Annotated in this window: 12 protein-coding genes; 5 read left to right on the forward strand and 7 right to left on the reverse strand. The window is 72.9% G+C overall.

Going from position 1 to position 17,569, the window contains the following annotated elements; translation table 11 throughout:
- The first annotated feature begins 42 nt into the window (after nucleotides 1-42).
- Nucleotides 43-1,728, forward strand: coding sequence for a coenzyme B12-dependent isobutyryl-CoA mutase large subunit (icmA, locus tag ABTY15_RS04865; RefSeq protein ID WP_350576052.1), 1,686 nt, complete (start codon nucleotides 43-45; stop codon nucleotides 1,726-1,728).
- Nucleotides 1,729-1,817: 89 nt separating this feature from the next.
- On the opposite strand, the gene ABTY15_RS04870 is transcribed toward icmA, so the two are convergent.
- Complete coding sequence (locus ABTY15_RS04870; protein ID WP_502893424.1) at nucleotides 1,818-2,492, reverse strand: TetR/AcrR family transcriptional regulator; 675 nt, start codon at nucleotides 2,490-2,492, stop codon at nucleotides 1,818-1,820.
- 389 nt (nucleotides 2,493-2,881) lie between these two features.
- Between ABTY15_RS04870 and ABTY15_RS04875 the strand changes: the two genes are divergently transcribed.
- The 4 genes from ABTY15_RS04875 to ABTY15_RS04890 all read left to right on the forward strand — a co-directional run bounded on the left by ABTY15_RS04875 (nucleotide 2,882) and on the right by ABTY15_RS04890 (nucleotide 7,602).
- Complete coding sequence (locus tag ABTY15_RS04875) at nucleotides 2,882-3,874, forward strand: tetratricopeptide repeat protein (RefSeq protein WP_350576055.1); 993 nt, start codon at nucleotides 2,882-2,884, stop codon at nucleotides 3,872-3,874.
- Between the two features lie 735 nt (nucleotides 3,875-4,609).
- A complete protein-coding gene (locus ABTY15_RS04880) occupies nucleotides 4,610-5,281 on the forward strand; it encodes a DUF6230 family protein (protein ID WP_350576058.1) in 672 nt (223 codons plus the stop codon).
- A 132-nt stretch (nucleotides 5,282-5,413) separates the two neighbouring features.
- Nucleotides 5,414-6,079, forward strand: a complete 666-nt coding sequence (locus ABTY15_RS04885) for a DUF6114 domain-containing protein (RefSeq protein ID WP_350576061.1) — start codon at nucleotides 5,414-5,416, stop codon at nucleotides 6,077-6,079.
- On the forward strand, nucleotides 6,076-7,602 hold the full coding sequence (locus ABTY15_RS04890; RefSeq protein WP_350576064.1) for a hypothetical protein: 1,527 nt from the start codon (nucleotides 6,076-6,078) through the stop codon (nucleotides 7,600-7,602). The genes ABTY15_RS04885 and ABTY15_RS04890 overlap by 4 nt, the downstream gene beginning before the upstream one ends.
- Nucleotides 7,603-7,679: 77 nt before the next feature.
- Here the strand turns inward: ABTY15_RS04890 and pyk are convergent, their stop codons facing one another.
- From pyk to ABTY15_RS04920, 6 genes are all read right to left on the reverse strand, one after another.
- A complete protein-coding gene (gene pyk, locus ABTY15_RS04895; protein WP_350576066.1) occupies nucleotides 7,680-9,107 on the reverse strand; it encodes a pyruvate kinase in 1,428 nt (475 codons plus the stop codon).
- A gap of 113 nt (nucleotides 9,108-9,220) precedes the next feature.
- A complete protein-coding gene (locus ABTY15_RS04900; RefSeq protein WP_350576069.1) occupies nucleotides 9,221-10,435 on the reverse strand; it encodes an acetate kinase in 1,215 nt (404 codons plus the stop codon).
- A complete protein-coding gene (gene pta / locus ABTY15_RS04905; RefSeq protein ID WP_350576071.1) occupies nucleotides 10,432-12,591 on the reverse strand; it encodes a phosphate acetyltransferase in 2,160 nt (719 codons plus the stop codon). Before pta ends, ABTY15_RS04900 begins: the two co-directional genes overlap by 4 nt.
- 131 nt (nucleotides 12,592-12,722) lie before the next feature.
- On the reverse strand, nucleotides 12,723-13,400 hold the full coding sequence (locus ABTY15_RS04910; protein ID WP_350576074.1) for a hypothetical protein: 678 nt from the start codon (nucleotides 13,398-13,400) through the stop codon (nucleotides 12,723-12,725).
- Between the two features lie 46 nt (nucleotides 13,401-13,446).
- Nucleotides 13,447-15,786, reverse strand: a complete 2,340-nt coding sequence (gene glgB / locus ABTY15_RS04915) for a 1,4-alpha-glucan branching protein GlgB (RefSeq protein WP_502893420.1) — start codon at nucleotides 15,784-15,786, stop codon at nucleotides 13,447-13,449.
- Between the two features lie 58 nt (nucleotides 15,787-15,844).
- Nucleotides 15,845-17,335 carry a maltokinase N-terminal cap-like domain-containing protein gene (locus ABTY15_RS04920; protein WP_350576076.1) on the reverse strand — a complete coding sequence of 497 codons (1,491 nt, stop codon included), beginning with the start codon at nucleotides 17,333-17,335 and terminating at the stop codon, nucleotides 15,845-15,847.
- Nucleotides 17,336-17,569 lie beyond the last annotated feature (234 nt).

Consider the following 17,569-nt stretch of genomic DNA (forward strand, 5'->3'; position numbering starts at 1 on the left):
CCGCCCGGTGCCGTGGCGGCCGTACGGAGCGGAGTTCGGCCCATGGACGCCGAGGAGATCGAGCGCGGACGGCAGCGCTGGCAGCAGCGGTACGACAAGGCCCGCACGCGGGACGCGGATTTCACCACCCTCTCCGGCGACGAGGTCGAGCCGGTGTACGGGCCCGCCCCCGGGCAGGCCGTCGAGGGCTTCGAGCGGATCGGCTGGCCGGGCGAGTACCCGTTCACCCGCGGGCTGCACGCCACCGGGTACCGGGGCCGCACCTGGACCATCCGCCAGTTCGCCGGCTTCGGCAACGCGCAGCAGACCAACGAGCGCTACCGGATGATCCTGGAGGCTGGCGGCGGCGGCCTGTCGGTCGCCTTCGACATGCCGACCCTGATGGGCTACGACTCGGACGACCCGAAGTCGCTCGGCGAGGTCGGCCACTGCGGTGTCGCCATCGACTCCGCCGCCGACATGGAGGTGCTGTTCAACGACATCCCGCTCGGCGGGGTCACCACCTCGATGACGATCAGCGGCCCGGCCGTGCCGATCTTCTGCATGTACCTGGTCGCCGCCGAGCGCCAGGGCGTGGACCCGGCGGTGCTCAACGGCACCCTGCAGACGGACATCTTCAAGGAGTACATCGCCCAGAAGGAGTGGCTGTTCGCCCCCGAGCCGCACCTGCGGCTGATCGGCGACCTGATGGCCTACTGCGCCAAGGGCATCCCCGCGTACAAGCCGCTGTCCGTCTCCGGCTACCACATCCGCGAGGCCGGTGCGACGGCCGCGCAGGAGCTGGCGTACACCCTCGCGGACGGCTTCGCCTACGTCGAGCTGGGCCTGTCCCGGGGCCTGGACGTGGACGTCTTCGCGCCCGGCCTGTCGTTCTTCTTCGACGCGCACCTGGACTTCTTCGAGGAGATCGCCAAGTTCCGTGCCGCGCGCCGGATCTGGGCCCGCTGGATGCGCGACCGCTTCGGCGCCAAGACGGACAAGGCGCAGTGGCTGCGCTTCCACACCCAGACCGCCGGTGTGTCGCTCACCGCGCAGCAGCCGTACAACAACGTGGTCCGCACCGCCGTCGAGGCGCTGTCCGCGGTCCTCGGCGGCACCAACTCGCTGCACACCAACGCCCTGGACGAGACCCTGGCGCTGCCGTCCGAGCAGGCCGCCGAGATCGCCCTGCGCACCCAGCAGGTGCTGATGGAGGAGACCGGTGTCGCCAACGTGGCCGACCCGCTGGGCGGTTCGTGGTACGTCGAGGCGCTGACCGACCGGATCGAGCAGCAGGCCGAGGCGATCTTCCAGCGGATCCTGGACAAGGGCCGCGAGGACCACGAGATCGGCCCGATCACCTCCGGCATCCTGCGCGGGATCGAGGAGGGCTGGTTCACCGGGGAGATCGCCGAGGCGGCCTTCCAGTACCAGCAGGCGGTGGAGAAGGGCGAGAAGCGCGTGGTCGGCGTCAACTGCCACCCGCGCAGCGTCACCCCCGAGCTGGAGATCCTGCGAGTCAGCCACGAGGTGGAGCGCGAGCAGGTCCGGGTCCTGCGGGCCCGCAAGGACGCCCGGGACGACGCGGCGGTCAAGGCGGGGCTGGACGCCATGCTGGCGGCCGCGCGCTCGGGCGCGTCGATGATCGAGCCGATGCTGGACGCGGTGCGCGCCGAGGCGACCCTGGGCGAGATCTGCAACGCGCTGCGGCAGGAGTGGGGGACGTACCAGGAGAACGCGGCCTTCTAGCCGCGGCCCCGGAGCGTTCCGGAGGAGCCCGGAGCCGCCCTGCACGTTCGGTCCGTGCGGGGCGGCTTCGTCGTGCCCTCAGTGCGCCGTCAGCAGTCCGTCAGCAGGCTCGGGAAGGGCCCCAGCAGCAGGTTGGTGAAGCGGCGGGTCCAGTCGGTGGTGATCGGCTCGCCGCTGACCAGCACGCGGTGCTCGACCGTCCCGGCGATGGTGTCGAAGATGATGTCGATCTCCTCGCCCGCCGCCCCCGGGTCGGTGTCCGGGGCGAGTTCGCCGCGCGCCTGGGCGGCCGCCCGGCCCTGCCGGACCAGCCGCTTCTGCGGGTCGACGATGGCCTCCCGGATCCGGCGGCGCAGCTGCGGATCGCGGGTGCCCTCGGCGAACAGCGCGAGCAGCGCGGCCTGGGTCTCGGGGCGGGCCAGCAGGTCGGCGAACTGGGCCACCACGGCCTCGATGTCGGACCGCAGGCTGCCGAGGTCCGGCATCACCAGTTCGTCGAACAGGCTGGCGACGGCGTCCACCACGAGCTCGTTCTTGGACGGCCAGCGGCGGTAGAGGGTGGTCTTGGCGACGCCCGCGCGGGTCGCGACGTGGCCCATGGTCAGCCCGCCCCAGCCGAGTTCGGCGAGCGCCTCGCGGGTGGCGTCGAGGATCGCGAGGTCGGCGGCGGCGCTGCGCGGGCGGCCCTTGGCCCTGGACGCGTTCGCGGCCTCCGGGAGCGTGCCGTGCGGGAACGCACCGTCCGGGAGCGTGCTGTCCGGGATCGCGGGGGGCTGGGCGGCCGGCACCGGGCCTCCTTGCGCTTTACTGGTAAGTAACTTGGGTGGGGCTGGTAACGGTAGCGACTGTTCGTCGATTCGGGCAGCCGGGCCACCCGGGAAAGTGGGGCAGGTCACGTCCCGGAACGGCCGGAGGGGGTTGCGGGCCGGACCCCGGCTCCAGTTACGCTACGACTCGTAGCGAAAGCAGTGACAACCAGGCGCCGCACCCCGTGGGACGGGAGCGGCGCGGGCGCGGGTGGGGATCCGCGCCGAACGGTTCAGGCTACCGGGGGAGGGGCACGACGCCCGGGAACCCGCGCGGCGCGGTCCGCGCGGGGCGACTTTCCGGATGTTGGTGCCCGCGAGCAGCGCGGACGGGGGAGGATGGTGCCATGCAGCCACGGAATTCGCGTCTCAACAGCTCCGCCCTGCGCGGTGCGGTCGACCTCGCCGCAGTGAAGGCAGCCGGCGAGGCTGCCCAGAAGGCCGAGCAGGCCCGGGTCGAGCGGGCCCGTCAGGCGGCCGCCGCCGAGGCGGCCGGAGTCGCCCCCGACCAGCCCGCCTACCAGCTCGTCATCGACGTCACCGAGGACACCTTCGAGACGGAGATCGTCCAGCGGTCCACCGAGGTGCCGGTCGTCATCGACTTCTGGGCCGAGTGGTGCGGGCCGTGCAAGCAGCTCAGCCCGATCCTGGAGGGCCTGGCCGAGGAGTACGCCGGCCGCTTCGTGCTCGCCAAGATCGACGTGGACGCCAACCCGATGCTGTCGCAGCAGTTCGGCATCCAGGGCATCCCGGCCGTGATGGCCGTGGTCGCCGGCCAGCTGGTGCCGCTGTTCCAGGGCGCGGAGAGCGCGGCCAACGTCCGCAAGGTGCTGGACCAGCTGATCCTGGTCGCCGAGCAGCGCTTCGGCGTGGCCGGCGGCGCGACGGCCCCGGGCGAGGCCCCGGCCGCCGCCCCGCAGCGGCCCGAGGACCCGGCGCTGTCGGCCGCGCACGACGCGCTGGACCGGGGCGACCTGGGCGGCGCCATCCAGGCCTACCGGAACGTGCTGGCCGACCAGCCGGGCAACGTCGAGGCCAAGCTCGGCCTGTCGCAGGCCGAACTGCTGCACCGGGTCGAGGGCCTGGACCTCCAGGCGGTCCGCGCGGCGGCCGCGGCCGACCCGAAGAACGTCGAGGTCCAGCTCCAGGCGGCCGACCTGGACCTGGTGGGCGGTCACGTCGAGGACGCCTTCGGTCGCCTGGTGGACACCGTCGGTCGGACCGCGGGCGAGGACCGGGACGCCGCCCGGCTGCGCCTGCTGGAGCTGTTCGAGGTGATCGGCCCGGAGGACCCGCGGGTCGTCGTGGCCCGGGCGGCGCTGGCCCGCGTGCTGTTCTGAGCCGCGCCGGGCGCTGCCGGGCAGGGCTGACCAGGGCGTTCCGGGCCGTGCGCTGGCACGGCGGATGACCTGCGGTGTCGCCGGGTGATTTGGCGACAATCCGGTCAACCGGACAGAGGTTTACCAAATCTTGACAACACCCGTGGGTGGTTACGTCCAGTAACCACCCACGGGTGTTTCCTTCGTGTTTCCGGGGGATTTCACCGTCACGTTTCCTTCAAGGCGTCACGCACGGTGTGGGGCGGGCCGATTCCATGATCGATGCCACCGGGTGTTGCATTACCCGTCAGTAAGGAACCTCTTGTGCTTCGCCCGGGATTCAAGCACGATCGGCGACGCCCGGTCCCGAGACTCCACACCCCCCGACAGCCCGTCGGTCAGGCGGAGCGCGGGATCCCCACCGGGTGATCCGCCGGCCCCGGTCGGCGGTAGGGAGGGCAGGGGGGTATCCGCGGTCCCACGGCGGTTCCTGTCCTTCGTCCGGCCGCGCGGCCCTGCGCGGTCGCTGGTTGTCGCTCGGGGGTGATCGCCGATGTCGTCGGTCCTGCCCGCCGCCCCGCAAGGACGGCAGGTATCGGGTCGGGAGTGCCGCAGTACGCAGGCCGCTCCCGCGTCCGACGACGCCCACGGCGTTCTCCGCTACCGAGGACGTAGCTCTCTCCCATCCCAGGCCCCCACCGGCGCGGGACGCGCCGCAGGGGAGCCGGAGATGTACGTCCTAGAAGGAGGACTCGCATGTCCCAGACCTACGGCAAGACCCGCTGGAAGCGCTTCGCCCTGGTGATGGTGCCCAGCGTCGCGGCCACCGCGATGGTCGGCGTCTCGATCGCCAACAGCGCGCTCGCTGCGTCGTTCAGCATCTCCGGCCAGCAGTTCAAGGTGAGCACCTCTCACCTGGAGGGCAAGAACTTCGCCCAGTTCGGCACCGTCGACGTCGAGGCGGGCGGTGCGCTGCACCCGGTCGCCGTCTCGGCATTCGACTCGGCCGACATCACCAACCTGTGCCAGTCCGTGGTGACCGACCTGTCCGCGTTCGGCCTGGGCAAGATCACCCTCCAGCTGAACGCCGGTGGCCCGGGCAGCAAGCCGGTGCACGCCGACAACCTGCTCATCGACCTGGAGCAGCTGAAGGCCGACGCGAAGTTCAAGAACATCAACATCGGCCAGGACGCCTCCACCCTCTCGGGCTCGGCGACCCAGGGCTGGGCGCCGCACGAGAAGGTCACCAAGGCCGGCGGGGGCAAGGGCCTGCCGACCGGTGCCACCGGTTTCGCCCAGGCCGCCGAGTCGGCCACGCTGGACAACGTCCAGCAGACCGCGCGGGCCACCTCGGCCGGCAACTTCGAGCTCAACGGCCTGAGCCTCCAGCTCAAGCGCGGCGACGGCCCGGGCACCGAGTGCTTCTGAGCCCGGCCTGACGGCACGCCGGCCGGCGTGCCCGGATGACGGGTCCTCCTAGGCCGGGGGCGGCGGGCGACCGCCGTTCCCGGCCTTACCCCCATTGTTCTTCCCCTCGTAGAGACGTCGAGGAGCTGCACCATGTCCAGCGCAACGGTCGAACCCCGGACCGGTCACCAGAATCCGATCGGGTGGCTCTGGCGGCATTTCCGTGATTTCCGCCGCACCCGGCCCTTCTGGGGCGGCTTGCTGGCCATGATCGCCGGCGTCCCGATCCTGTACTTCCCGTACGCCCACCTGTCGCTCGGTGGCCTGACGATCGCGATGTCCACGACGGCGGGTGCCGGGTCGCTGTTCATCGGGATCCTGATGATCCTGCTCGGCCTCACCGGCTGGTTCCAGCCGGCCGTGCGGGTCTTCGCGGGCATCGCCACCATCCTGCTGACGCTGGTCTCGATCCCGGTCTCCAACCTGGCGGGCTTCGGCCTGGCCCTGCTGCCGGGCCTGATCGGCGGCGGGCTGATGGTCTCCTGGGCGCCGCTGCCCGAGCCGAAGGCCGAGGGGGCCACGAGCCACCGCCGGGGCAGGGCCAAGGCCGCCGAGAACGCCGTCGCCGAGAGCGTCGCGACCGAGGCTGCCCAGTCCCCGGAGGCCACGGAGGCCCCGGAGACCGCGGAGGCCGCCGAGGCGCCGACCGCCAAGCTGCCCGTCCAGGGCGAGCCGCAGCAGCCCGCCGCCGGGCCCGCGGCCGCCGGGGGCACCGTGCCGCGGCAGGCCGCCGCCGGCGACCCGGAGGAGGCGAAGTGACCGGGTCGGCCGAGCAGCCGGACGGCGCGGACGCTCCCGCGCGGCGCTCCGGCCGGCACGCGGCTCCGCGCACGCCCGTGCGGGTCCGGCTGAGAGGCCGGGCGCTGGCGATGGCCGCGGTGCCGACCGCGCTGCTGATGGCCGCCGCCTACACCCCGAACCCGGCGGTCGCCGAGTCGACGGCCGGCAAGTGCGGCACCGCCCCGGCCGCCGTCCCGGACGTCGCGCCGGTGGAGGTGCCCGTCCCCAAGAGCGAGCTGCCCGAGCCGCCGCCCGGCCCGTCCACCGCGCCCGGTACGGCGCCGTCCACGGCCCCGACGGGTACGCCCACCTCGGTGCCCACCCAGGTGCCGACCGCGGGCCCGACCGCCGTCCCGACCCAGGTGCCGACCGTCGCACCGACCAAGCAGCCCACCGCCCCGGCCATCACGCCCGCCGCCACGCCCTCCGGCGCCGCCACCGCCCCGGCGACCCAGCCGCCCGCCGTCCGCTCCGCCGCCACCGGCACCTCCGGCGCGGTGAGCGCGGTCTACCAGGGCACCGCCGGCGGGACCGGCACCGCCACCCAGACCGGGCTGATCGACGACATCGTCGGCGGCATCGGCAAGCTGCTGAACCCGGGCGGTTCGCCGAGCGCGTCACCGACCGCCACGGCCGCCGGCACGCCCGCGCCGGCCACCACCCCGGCCCCCGCGCCCGCCACCCCGGCCCCGCGCGCCGGGACCCAGGCCCAGCCCACCCAGCCGCCGGCCCCGGCGCCGACCGCACCGACCCAGGGCGAGGCCCAGCCGGCCACCGGCCAGGCCGCCCCGGCCCCGTCCGGCGACCAGCCCTCGCCCGCCGCGACGCCGTCCGCGACCGGTGGTGCGTCCGGCAAGGCCACCACCAAGGCGAGCCCGAAGGCGACGCCCTCGGCCGGCGCCACCACCGGCACCGCCACGCCGTCCGGCACCCCGTCCGCCTCGCCGACCGCCAACCCCAACTGCGCGGTGGACACCCGCGGCCTGACCGCCGGCTCGGCCGCGGGCGGGCAGGTCGTCCCGGAGCAGAACTGGACGCTGCTCACCAGCCGGCTCGCGCTGCACGGCGCGGCCTTCCACGGGGTCTACGACGTGAAGACCCCGACCGGCACCAAGCGGGTGCTGAAGTTCGTGGTCGCCGCCGTCGACATCGACAATCTCGACATGTCGACCCTGGAGGGCAACGGCGTCACCTTCCACGTGCAGGGCGCCCCCGGTTCGACCTCGACCATGCGCGACGGCGCGGTCACGATGTACGTCGAGCGGCTGTCCGGCCACCTCTCCAAGCTGCTCGGCCTGCCGATCCCGATCGACCTGGGCGAGATCACCCTCACCCCGGACACCCTGCCGCGCTGGCTGTACGACCTGATCGGCTCGATCCCGATCCCGCTGGACCTGGAGCTGACCGGGGTCACCGCCAAGCAGGCCGGCCAGTTCGGCGGCACGCTGACCATCCCCGGGATGCACCTGTTCAACGACAACGCGCCCTACAGCAACACGTAGCGGTACCCGTACGAACGCCCGTGGGGCGGCCCTCCCAACGGAGAGCCGCCCCACGGGCGTTGGAACACCAGGAGAGGCTATTCGCCCCGGGTGCCCAGGTGGTGGACCTGGACCATGTTGGTGTTGCCGGGGATGCCGGGCGGCGAGCCGGCGGTGACGATGACGGTGGCGCCCTGGGCGAGCTCGCCCATGCGCAGCAGCTCGCGGTCGACCTGGGCGACCATCTCGTCGGTGGTCTGGACCTGCTCCGTGACGTGCGCCTCGACGCCCCAGCTCAGCGAGAGCTGGTTGCGGGTGGCGACGTCCGGGGTGAACGCGATCACCGGGATCGGCGAGCGGTAGCGGGACAGCCGGCGCGCCGTGTCACCGGACTTGGTGAACGCGATCAGCGCCTGGCCGTTCAGGAAGTCGCCCAGCTCGCACGCGGCGCGGGCGATCGAGCCGCCCTGGGTGCGCGGCTTGCGGCCCGGGTTGAGCGGCTGGAGGCCCTGGCCGACCAGCTCCTCCTCGGCCTTCTCGCAGATCCGGCTCATGGTGCGGACGGTCTCGACCGGGTACTTGCCGACGCTGGACTCGGCGGAGAGCATGACCGCGTCGGTGCCGTCCAGGATGGCGTTGGCGACGTCGGAGACCTCGGCGCGGGTCGGGCGCGAGGCGTGGATCATCGACTCCATCATCTGGGTGGCGACGATGACCGGCTTGGCGTTGCGGCGGGCCAGCGTGATCAGCTGCTTCTGGACCAGCGGCACCCGCTCCAGCGGGTACTCGACGGCCAGGTCACCGCGGGCGACCATGATGGCGTCGAAGGCGAGGACGATCTCCTCCATGGCCTCGACGGCCTGCGGCTTCTCGATCTTGGCGATGACCGGCACCCGGATGCCGACCTCGTCCATGACCGCGTGGACGTCCTTGATGTCGGCCGCGTTGCGGACGAAGGACAGCGCGACCATGTCGACGCCCAGGCGGAGCGCGAAGCGCAGGTCCTCCTTGTCCTTCTCGGACAGGGCGGGCACGTTCACGGCCGCGCCGGGCAGGTTGATGCCCTTGTTGTTCGAGAGCACGCCGCCCTCGACCACCACGGTCTTCACCCGCGGGCCGTCGACGCTGACGACCTCCAGGGCGATGACGCCGTCGTTGATCAGGATCGGGTCGCCGGGCTTCACGTCGCCGGGCAGGCCCTTGTAGGTGGTGCCGCAGATGTGCTGGTCACCGGGGACGTCCTCGGTGGTGATGGTGAACTCGTCGCCGTTGTCGACGGTCACCGGACCGTTGGCGAAGGTCGCCAGACGGATCTTGGGACCCTGAAGGTCGGCCAGGACGCCGATGGCCTTGCCGGTGTCCTCCGAGACCTGGCGGACCTTGCGGTACCGCTCCTCGTGGTCCGCGTGGTTGCCGTGGCTCATGTTCAGTCGGGCGACGTTCATGCCCGCTTCGACGATGGCCTTCAGCTGTTCGTAGGAGTCCGTGGCCGGACCCAGGGTGCAGACAATTTTCGCTCGGCGCATATGGGTCAGTCTATCCGGTCGTGTTATAGGTGCATTCGGCACGAATCGCGAGGAATCGCCGACGAACGATCCCGAGGAACGAGACGACGAGGTGTCAGTCCCCGGACTCCGTCTCACTCCTCGGACCCGTGGTGCACCAGGGCGAAGGCCTGGCGGGCGATCTCCAGCTCCTCGTCGGTGGGCACCACCGCGACCGCCACCCGGGCGTACGCGGGCGAGATGATCCGGGGCTCGCCGGAGCGCACCGAGTTCAGCTCCGGGTCCACCGCGATGCCCAGCTCCTCCAGCCCGGCGGTGGCCGCCGCGCGCACCGCCGCCGCGTTCTCCCCGACGCCCGCGGTGAACGCGATCGCGTCCACCCGGCCGAGCACCGCGTAGTAGCCGCCGATGTACTTGCGCAGCCGGTGGACGTACGCGTCGAAGGCCAGCTGCGCGTCCGCGTCCCCGGCCTCGGCCCGCCGCATGATCTCGCGCATGTCGTTGTCGCCGCACAGGCCGCGCAGTCCGCTGCGGCGGTTGAGCAGGTCGTCGATCTCGTCGACGGACAGCCCGCCGACCCGGTGCAGGTGGAACACCACGCCCGCGTCGATGTCACCCGAACGAGTGCCCATGACCAGGCCCTCCAGCGGGGTCAGGCCCATCGAGGTGTCCACGCACCGGCCGCCGGCGACCGCCGAGGCGGAGGCGCCGTTGCCCAGGTGCAGCACGATCACGTTCAGCTCGGCCGGGTCCCGGCCCAGCAGGCGGGCGGTGGCCCGCGAGACGTACTGGTGCGAGGTGCCGTGGAAGCCGTAGCGGCGCACCCGGTGCTCGTCCGCGACGGCCCGGTCGATCGCGTACCGGGCCGCGTACTCGGGCATCGAGGCGTGGAAGGCGGTGTCGAAGACGGCCACCTGCGGCAGGTCGGGCCGCAGCGCGCGGGCCACCTCGATGCCGGTGATGTTGGCCGGGTTGTGCAGCGGCGCGACCGGGATCAGCCGGCGGACCTCCCGGAGCACCTCCTCGGTGATCACGGTCGGCTCGGTGAACCGCCGGCCGCCGTGCACCACCCGGTGGCCGATCGCGGCCAGCTCGGGGGAGTCCAGCCCGAGGCCGTCGGCGGCCAGCTCCTCGGCGACCGCCTTGAGCGCGGCGGAGTGGTCCGGGAAGACCTGCCGGGTCTCGCGCGGCTCGCCGGCGCGCGGGGAGTGCACCAGCCGGCCGCTCGGCTCGCCGATCCGCTCGACCAGCCCGGCGGCCAGTCGGGCACCGTCCAGCATGTCGATCAGCTGGTACTTCACCGAGGAGGAGCCGGCGTTGAGAACGAGAACGCGGGTACCTTCACTCATGCCGACGGCTCCTTGCGCTCCTGCGACTGGATGGCGGTGATCGCCACGGTGTTGACGATGTCCTCGACCAGCGCGCCGCGCGACAGGTCGTTGACCGGCTTGCGCAGGCCCTGGAGGACCGGCCCGACCGCGACCGCCCCGGCCGAACGCTGCACCGCCTTGTAGGTGTTGTTGCCGGTGTTGAGGTCCGGGAAGATCAGCACGGTGGCCCGCCCGGCCACCGGCGAGCCCGGCAGCTTGGTCGCCGCGACGTGCTCGTCCACCGCCGCGTCGTACTGGATCGGCCCCTCGACCAGGATGTCCGGCCGCAGTTCGCGGACCAGCTCGGTGGCCTTGCGGACCTTGTCGACGTCCGCGCCGGAGCCCGAGGTGCCGGTCGAGTAGGAGAGCATCGCCACCCGCGGCTCCACCCCGAACTGGGCTGCGGTGGCGGCGGACTGGATCGCGATGTCGGCCAGCTGCTGGGCGTCCGGGTCGGGGTTGACCGCGCAGTCGCCGTACACCAGCACCTTGTCGGCCAGGCACATGAAGAAGACGCTGGACACGATGGCCGCGCCCGGCGAGGTCTTGATCACCTCGAAGGCGGGCCGGATGGTGGCCGCCGTGGAGTGCACCGCGCCGGAGACCATGCCGTCCGCGATGCCCTCCTGGACCATCAGCGTCCCGAAGTACGAGACGTCGGTGACCACGTCCAGCGCCAGCTCGACGGTCATGCCCTTGTGCGCCCGCAACCGCGCGTACAGCTCGGCGAACTGGCGGCGCAGCGGGCTGGTGGTCGGGTCGACCACCCGGACCTGGGCACGGTCGGCCCCGGAATCGCCCCCAGCCTGGCGGCCGGGAGGTGCCCCCACCTGCGGGATGGTGATGCCGAGGCTCGCCGCCTTGCGGCGCACCTCGTCGACGTCGCCGAGCAGGGTGAGGTCGCAGATGTTGCGGCGCAGCAGGATCTCGGCGGCGCGCAGCACCCGCTCCTCGGCGCCCTCCGGCAGGACGACGTGCCGACGACCGGCCCGGGCCCGCTCCAGCAGCTCGTGCTCGAACATCATCGGGGTCACCCGCTCGGACCGGCCGACCTCGATCCGGTTGGTCAACTCGACCGTGTCGACGTGCAGTTCGAACAGGCCGAGGGCGATCTCGGCCTTCCGCGGGCTGGCCGCCGACAGCTTGCCCTCCAGGTGGGTGAGGGTGGCGGCGGTCGGCCAGCTGCCCTCCGGGACGACCGCCACCGGGGTGCCGGGGGCGAGCCGGGCGGCCAGCGCCATCACGTTCGGGCCGGGGTGCTGACCGAGGGTCAGCAGCACGCCGGCGATCGGCGGGGCGCCGGCGGCGTGCGCGGCCAGCGAGCCGATCACCAGGTCGGCGCGGTCCCCGGGGGTGACGACCAGCGAGCCCTCGGTCAGCGCGTCCAGGAAGGTCGGCAGCATGGCGCCGCCGAAGACGAAGCCGCGGACGTCCCGGGCCAGGCCCGCCGCGTCGCCGAGCAGCACCTCGGCGCCGGTCGCCTCGACCAGCTGGGCGACGGTCGGCGCGGCCAGCGCCGGCTCCTCCGGGATGACGTAGGCGGGGATCGGCAGCTTCTCCGTCAGCTTGCGTTGGATCCGCTGCTTGGCGCCCGGGGCGACCCGGTTGGCGATCATCGCCAGGGTCTCGCAGCCGAGGTCGGTGTACGCCCGGTGGGCGTTGCGGACCTCCGCGATCACCGCCTCCGGGTCCCCCGCGTGGCCGCCGACCACCGGCAGCACGGCGGCCCCGAACTCGTTGGCCAGCCGGGCGTTGAAGGCCAGTTCGTCCGGGATGTTGGTGTCGGCGAAGTCCGTGCCCAGCACCAGCACCGCCTGGCAGCGCCGCTCCAGCGCGCGGAACCGGTCCACCAGGGTGGAGACCAGCTCGTCCTGCCCCCGGGCGGCCTGTAGTGCGGCGGCCTCCTCGTAGGTGAGCCCGTACAGCTCCGCGCCCGGCAGGTCCACCCGGTACCGGGTGCGCAGCAGCTCGACCACGTGGTCCGACCCGGGCTCGCCCGGCGCGTGCGCGTGCACCAGCGGCCGGAAGACCCCGACCCGGTCCACCTGGCGGGTGAGCAGTTCCATGACCCCGAGCTCGACCGCCTGCCGGCCGTCCCCCCGGTCGATCCCGGTCACGTACACGCTGCGCGCCACGCGGATGTCTCCGTCCCGTCGTCTCGGAAGGTCGTCATCTCGACCATACCTTCGCACCGCGAACACCCGTCGGCGAGCAGAGCAGCCCCGCAGGGGCAAGGGACGAAGGTCATGCCGGGACGTGTCGGAGGTCAGCGCCGGGCGTTGGCGAGCTCCGGGCCGACCAGCTCCACCGACACGCCGCTGACGTAGATCTGCGACACGCGCCGGTCCACCAGCCAGCCGTACGGATGGACGAGGGCTTCGCCCTCGCCGCGGGTCCAGCCGTCGTCGGCGAGCGCGGCCCGCAGCCGGGCGGCCACCTCGGCGGGCGGCAGGCCGGTGGTGCTGCCGATGGTGAGGGTCCGCGAGCAGAAGTTGGTGCCGCAGGAGCCCTCGGTACTGTCGGTGACGGTCAGTCCGGACGGCAGGGGGATCGAGGCGAGACTCGGGTAGAAGGGCTCGTAGACGGCCCACTGGTAGAGGAACGCGATGGCCATCCCGACCACGGCGTGGACGCAGATCGTCACCGCGGCCGCGCCGACGGGGTCGATGAACCCGTTCTCCGGCCGCGGGCCGCGCAGCCGCTTCTCGCCCAGCACGCCGGCCAGGATCACCAGGCTCGCCAGGAACGGGTACCCGGCCTCCAGCTCGGCCATCACACGGGTGTAGAACCACTCGTACTCCAGCCCGACCAGGGCGAGGGCCAGGCCCGCCAGGACGGCGAAGACCGCGACCCCGACCGCCCTGGTCCGCACCACCACGGCCCAGCAGACGAACGGCACCAGCAGGTAGATCCACCCCAGCATCGTCCACAGCCACATGCGCAAGCCCCCCGCCTGCTGACGATCATTCTCAGGCGGGGAGCTTAGGGGCTCAGGCCGGGCGGAGCCAGAGGGTGGCGAGCGGGGGCAGGATCAGCTGGGCGCTGCGGGGCTGGCCGTCCCACTCCACGGCCTCGGCCTTGACCGGGCGGGAGTTGCCGATGCCGCTGCCGCCGTACTCCTCGGCGTCGGTGTTCAGCAGTTCCTCCCACAGCTGGTCGCGGCCCGCCAGGCGGGGCAGGCCGACCCGGTGGCCGTGCCGGACGACCGGGGAGAAGTTGCAGACCGCGACCAGCGGCGAGCCGTCGGCCGCGTACCGGACGAACGAGAGCAGGTTGTCCTCGGCGGCGCCGCCGTCGAGCCAGCGGAAGCCGTCCGGGGTGGTGTCCCGCTCCCAGAGGGCGGGGGTGTCGAGGTAGTGCCGGTTGAGGTCGCGGACCAGTCGGCGCATGCCGCGGTGCTCCTGGTGGGCCGGCCACTGCTCGTCGAGCACCCACCACTGCGGGCCCTGCTCGTGGTCCCACTCGGCGCCCTGGGCGAACTCCTGTCCCATGAAGAGGAGTTGCTTGCCCGGGTGGGACCACATGAAGCCCAGGTAGGCGCGGTGGTTGGCGCGCTGCTGCCACCAGTCGCCGGGCATCTTGGACACCAGCGCCTGCTTGCCGTGCACCACCTCGTCGTGCGAGATCGGCAGCACGTAGTTCTCCGAGTAGGCGTACACCATCGAGAAGGTGATCTCGTTGTGGTGGTACTTGCGGTGCACCGGCTCCTTGGACATGTAGACCAGCGAGTCGTGCATCCAGCCCATGTTCCACTTCAGCCCGAAGCCGAGGCCGCCGTTGTCGGTGGGGCGGGTGACGCCGTCCCAGGCGGTGGACTCCTCGGCGATGGTGACCACGCCCGGGCAGCGCCGGTAGACGGTGGCGTTCATCTCCTGGAGGAACGCGGCGGCGTCCAGGTTCTCCCGGCCGCCGTGCTGGTTGGGCGTCCAGGCGCCGCCCTCGCGGGAGTAGTCGAGGTAGAGCATCGAGGCGACGGCGTCCACCCGCAGGCCGTCGATGTGGAACTCCTCGCACCAGTACACCGCGTTGGCGACCAGGAAGTTGCGTACCTCCTTGCGCCCGTAGTCGAACTCCAGGGTGCCCCAGTCGGGATGCTCGGCGCGCAGCGGGTCGGCGGGCTCGTACAGGGGCTCGCCGTCGAAGCGGGCGAGGGCGAAGTCGTCCTTCGGGAAGTGCGCCGGCACCCAGTCGACGATCACGCCGATGCCGTGCTGGTGGAGGGTGTCGACCAGGTACCGGAAGTCGTCCGGGCTGCCGAGCCGCGCGGTGGGGGCGTAGTAGCCCGACACCTGGTAGCCCCAGGAGCCGCCGAAGGGGTGTTCCATGACCGGCATGAACTCCACGTGGGTGAAGTTCAGGTCCTTGAGGTAGCCGGGCAGCTCCGCGGCGATCGCGCGGTAGTCGGTGAGGTCGGGCCGCCAGGAGGGCAGGTGCAGCTCGTACACCGACATGGGGGAGCGGTGGTGCCCGGCGCGGGCCCGGCGGGCCATCCACTCGCCGTCCTGCCAGCGGTGGGTGGAGCTGGTGACCACCGAGGCGGTGCCGGGCGGGCACTGGGCGGCGCGGGCCAGCGGGTCGGCCTTGTCGAGCACCCAGCCCTGCCGGGTGTGGATCTCGTACTTGTACGTGGTGCCCTCGCCGAGGCCCGGGACGAACAGCTCCCAGATCCCGGACGAGCCGAGCGAGCGCATCGGGTGCCCGGTGCCGTCCCAGTGGTTGAAGTCGCCGATCAGCCGCACGCCGATCGCGTTCGGCGCCCAGACCGCGAAGGCGGTGCCGCTGACGCCGTCGACGGTGCGCGGGTGCGAGCCGAGCGCCCGCCACAGCTGCTCGTGCCGGCCCTCGGAGATCAGGTGCAGGTCGAACTCGCCGAGGGTGGGCGGGGTGCGGTAGCCGTCGTGCTGGAGCAGCGGCTCACCGCCGGGGTAGGTCACCTGGAGGGTGTAGTGCGGCGGCGCCCCGCCGGCCACCAGCCCGGTGAACAGCCCGCCCTGCTGGTGGGTGAGTTCGGCCGGCCCCTGGTCGGTCTCGACGACCACCCGCTCGGCGAACGGCCGCAGCACCCGGATCGCGGTCCCGCCGTGCACCGGGTGTGCGCCGAGCAGCGCGTGCGGGTCGTGGTGCTGTCCGCCGACCAGCCGGTCCACCTCGGCGGGCGGCAGCGGCGCCTCGGGCAGCCGCAGCGCGCCGACCAGCGGTACGGCCGGGGCGGTCTCCGGGGCGGTCGGCGCCGTGGCCCGCCGGGCCGCCGTGGGCTCGCGCTGGGGGCCGGCCAGGAAGGTGGCCGGTACGGGGCGGGTGGTGCGGCCGGGCGGGTCGAGCGGCGTCACGGCTGGGTCCTCCTGCGGCGGGGGTGTGGGCGAACTCCGGGGGTGGTGCGGGGGAGGGTCAGACGGTGAGGGCGAGCCGGTTGATCGCGGCGAGCGGAATCGGCAGCCAGCTCGGCCGGTGCCGGGCCTCGTACACCACCTCGTACACCGCCTTGTCGATCTCCAGCGCCCGCATCAGCTCCGGCGAGGCCGCCGGGTCGGCGCCGCCCCCGGCGGTGTAGCCGGCGCAGAACGCGGTGCGGTTGCGCTGGGCCCAGGCGGCGGCGAGGTGGGCGAGTTCGGGATCGACCGGACCGCCGGCCAGCAGGTGGGCGGCCGCGTAGTCGAAGGAGCGGAGCATCGCGGCGACGTCGCGCAGCGCGGGCTGCGGTTCGCGCCGTTCGCTGACGGACTTGGCGGGCTCGCCCTCGAAGTCCAGCAGCACCCAGCCGTGCGGGGTGCGCATGGCCTGCCCGAGGTGCAGGTCGCCGTGGATGCGCTGGACCGGCAGGCCGTCCGGGTGGGCGTCGGCGAGCTGCTGGAAGGCGGTGCGCAGCGCGGCCCGGAAGCGCAGCAGCCCGGGGACGGCGGCGACGGCGCTGTCCAGCCGGTCGGCCATGGCGGTGGCGAGCTGGCGGGTCTGGGCGCGGTCGAGCCGGGCGACCGGCATCGAGCGGGCCAGCACCCGGTGCACCTCGGCGGTGGCCCGGCCGAGCCGGTGCGCCTCGATGGCGAAGTTGCCGGGGGAGGGGTCGCCCTTGAGCCGGCCGACCTGGTCGAGGGCGAGCTCCCAGCCGTCCTCGGCGTCCGGCAGGTAGCGCTGGAGCAGACCGAGGGTGGCCGGTTCGGCGCGTTCGAGCCGGCTCTCGAACCAGGCGGCGACCCGGGGGATGCGGGTGGAGCCGGCCCGGGAGAGGGCGAGCGAGAGTTCGAGGTCGGGGTTGGTGCCGGGGTGGATGCGGCGGAACAGCTTGAGGATGTACGAGGTGCCGTAGATGACCGAGCTGTTGGACTGCTCGGCGGTGGAGGCGCGGCCGGGGAGGTTGGCGGGCAGCCCGGAGCCGGGGGTGCGGCGGAAGGCGAGCGAGCCGAACCGGTCGCCGGTGGCGAGGTGTTCCAGCAGCCGCCCGGTGAGCTCGGGGTCGTGCACGGCGTCGTAGAGCGTGGCGCCGTCGTACGGGCCCTGACTGAGCCGGCCGAGCACGGCGGTGGGCTCGATGTCCGAGGGCCCCTCCGAGCGGATGCCGAGGAGTAGTTGGTAGAGGTCGCCGTGCGGGGCGCCGGCGGTGGTGGCGTGCTCGACCCGCAGCAGCACGTGCAGCAGGGCGGGGTCGCCGACCTGCAACGGGGTTCCGACCACCGGGGTGAGACCGGTGATGGGCCGTCCCTTTCCGGCGTACCAGCGCTGGGTGGGGAGCCACTCGGCGATCAGCGGCAGGGCCGCCTGGACGAGTTCGCTGACCCCCAGGGCGGTTCTCCGGACCCCGGTGCTCCGCGCGCCCGCCGGCGCGGCGGGGCCGGCCGGGGTGTCGTGCTGCACATGGGCTTGAGAACGGGAGGTTTCGGACATGACTCCCTTTCCCCGGAAGCGGGCGGACTGCCCGACGGGTCTGGCCGGGTCCGTCAGTCTTCCGGATTTCGGCGGCGCGGCGGCGACGGCACGCGAGCGGGGCTCGGGTGTCACGCCTTCGTGTGGGTGGCCGTTGGGCTGTTCTCCGTACGCGGTGGTGCAGAGAACTCCGGGGGCGCGGGGGTTCAACTCGCGCCCCCGGAGGGTCTGGTGGTGCGGGGCCGGCGAGGGCCT

Origin of the sequence: Kitasatospora sp. NPDC097643 (genome assembly GCF_040302625.1) — a bacterium.
Lineage (GTDB): Bacteria > Actinomycetota > Actinomycetes > Streptomycetales > Streptomycetaceae > Kitasatospora.

Bases quoted from the DNA above. Each gene is read 5' to 3' on its own strand.
- ABTY15_RS04920 (WP_350576076.1), bottom strand. From the start codon at position 17,335: ATGTCCGAAACCTCCCGTTCTCAAGCCCATGTGCAGCACGACACCCCG.
- icmA (WP_350576052.1), top strand. From the start codon at position 43: ATGGACGCCGAGGAGATCGAGCGCGGACGGCAGCGCTGGCAGCAGCGG.
- ABTY15_RS04880 (WP_350576058.1), top strand. From the start codon at position 4,610: ATGTCCCAGACCTACGGCAAGACCCGCTGGAAGCGCTTCGCCCTGGTG.
- ABTY15_RS04900 (WP_350576069.1), bottom strand. From the start codon at position 10,435: ATGAGTGAAGGTACCCGCGTTCTCGTTCTCAACGCCGGCTCCTCCTCG.
- ABTY15_RS04885 (WP_350576061.1), top strand. From the start codon at position 5,414: ATGTCCAGCGCAACGGTCGAACCCCGGACCGGTCACCAGAATCCGATC.
- pyk (WP_350576066.1), bottom strand. From the start codon at position 9,107: ATGCGCCGAGCGAAAATTGTCTGCACCCTGGGTCCGGCCACGGACTCC.
- ABTY15_RS04875 (WP_350576055.1), top strand. From the start codon at position 2,882: ATGCAGCCACGGAATTCGCGTCTCAACAGCTCCGCCCTGCGCGGTGCG.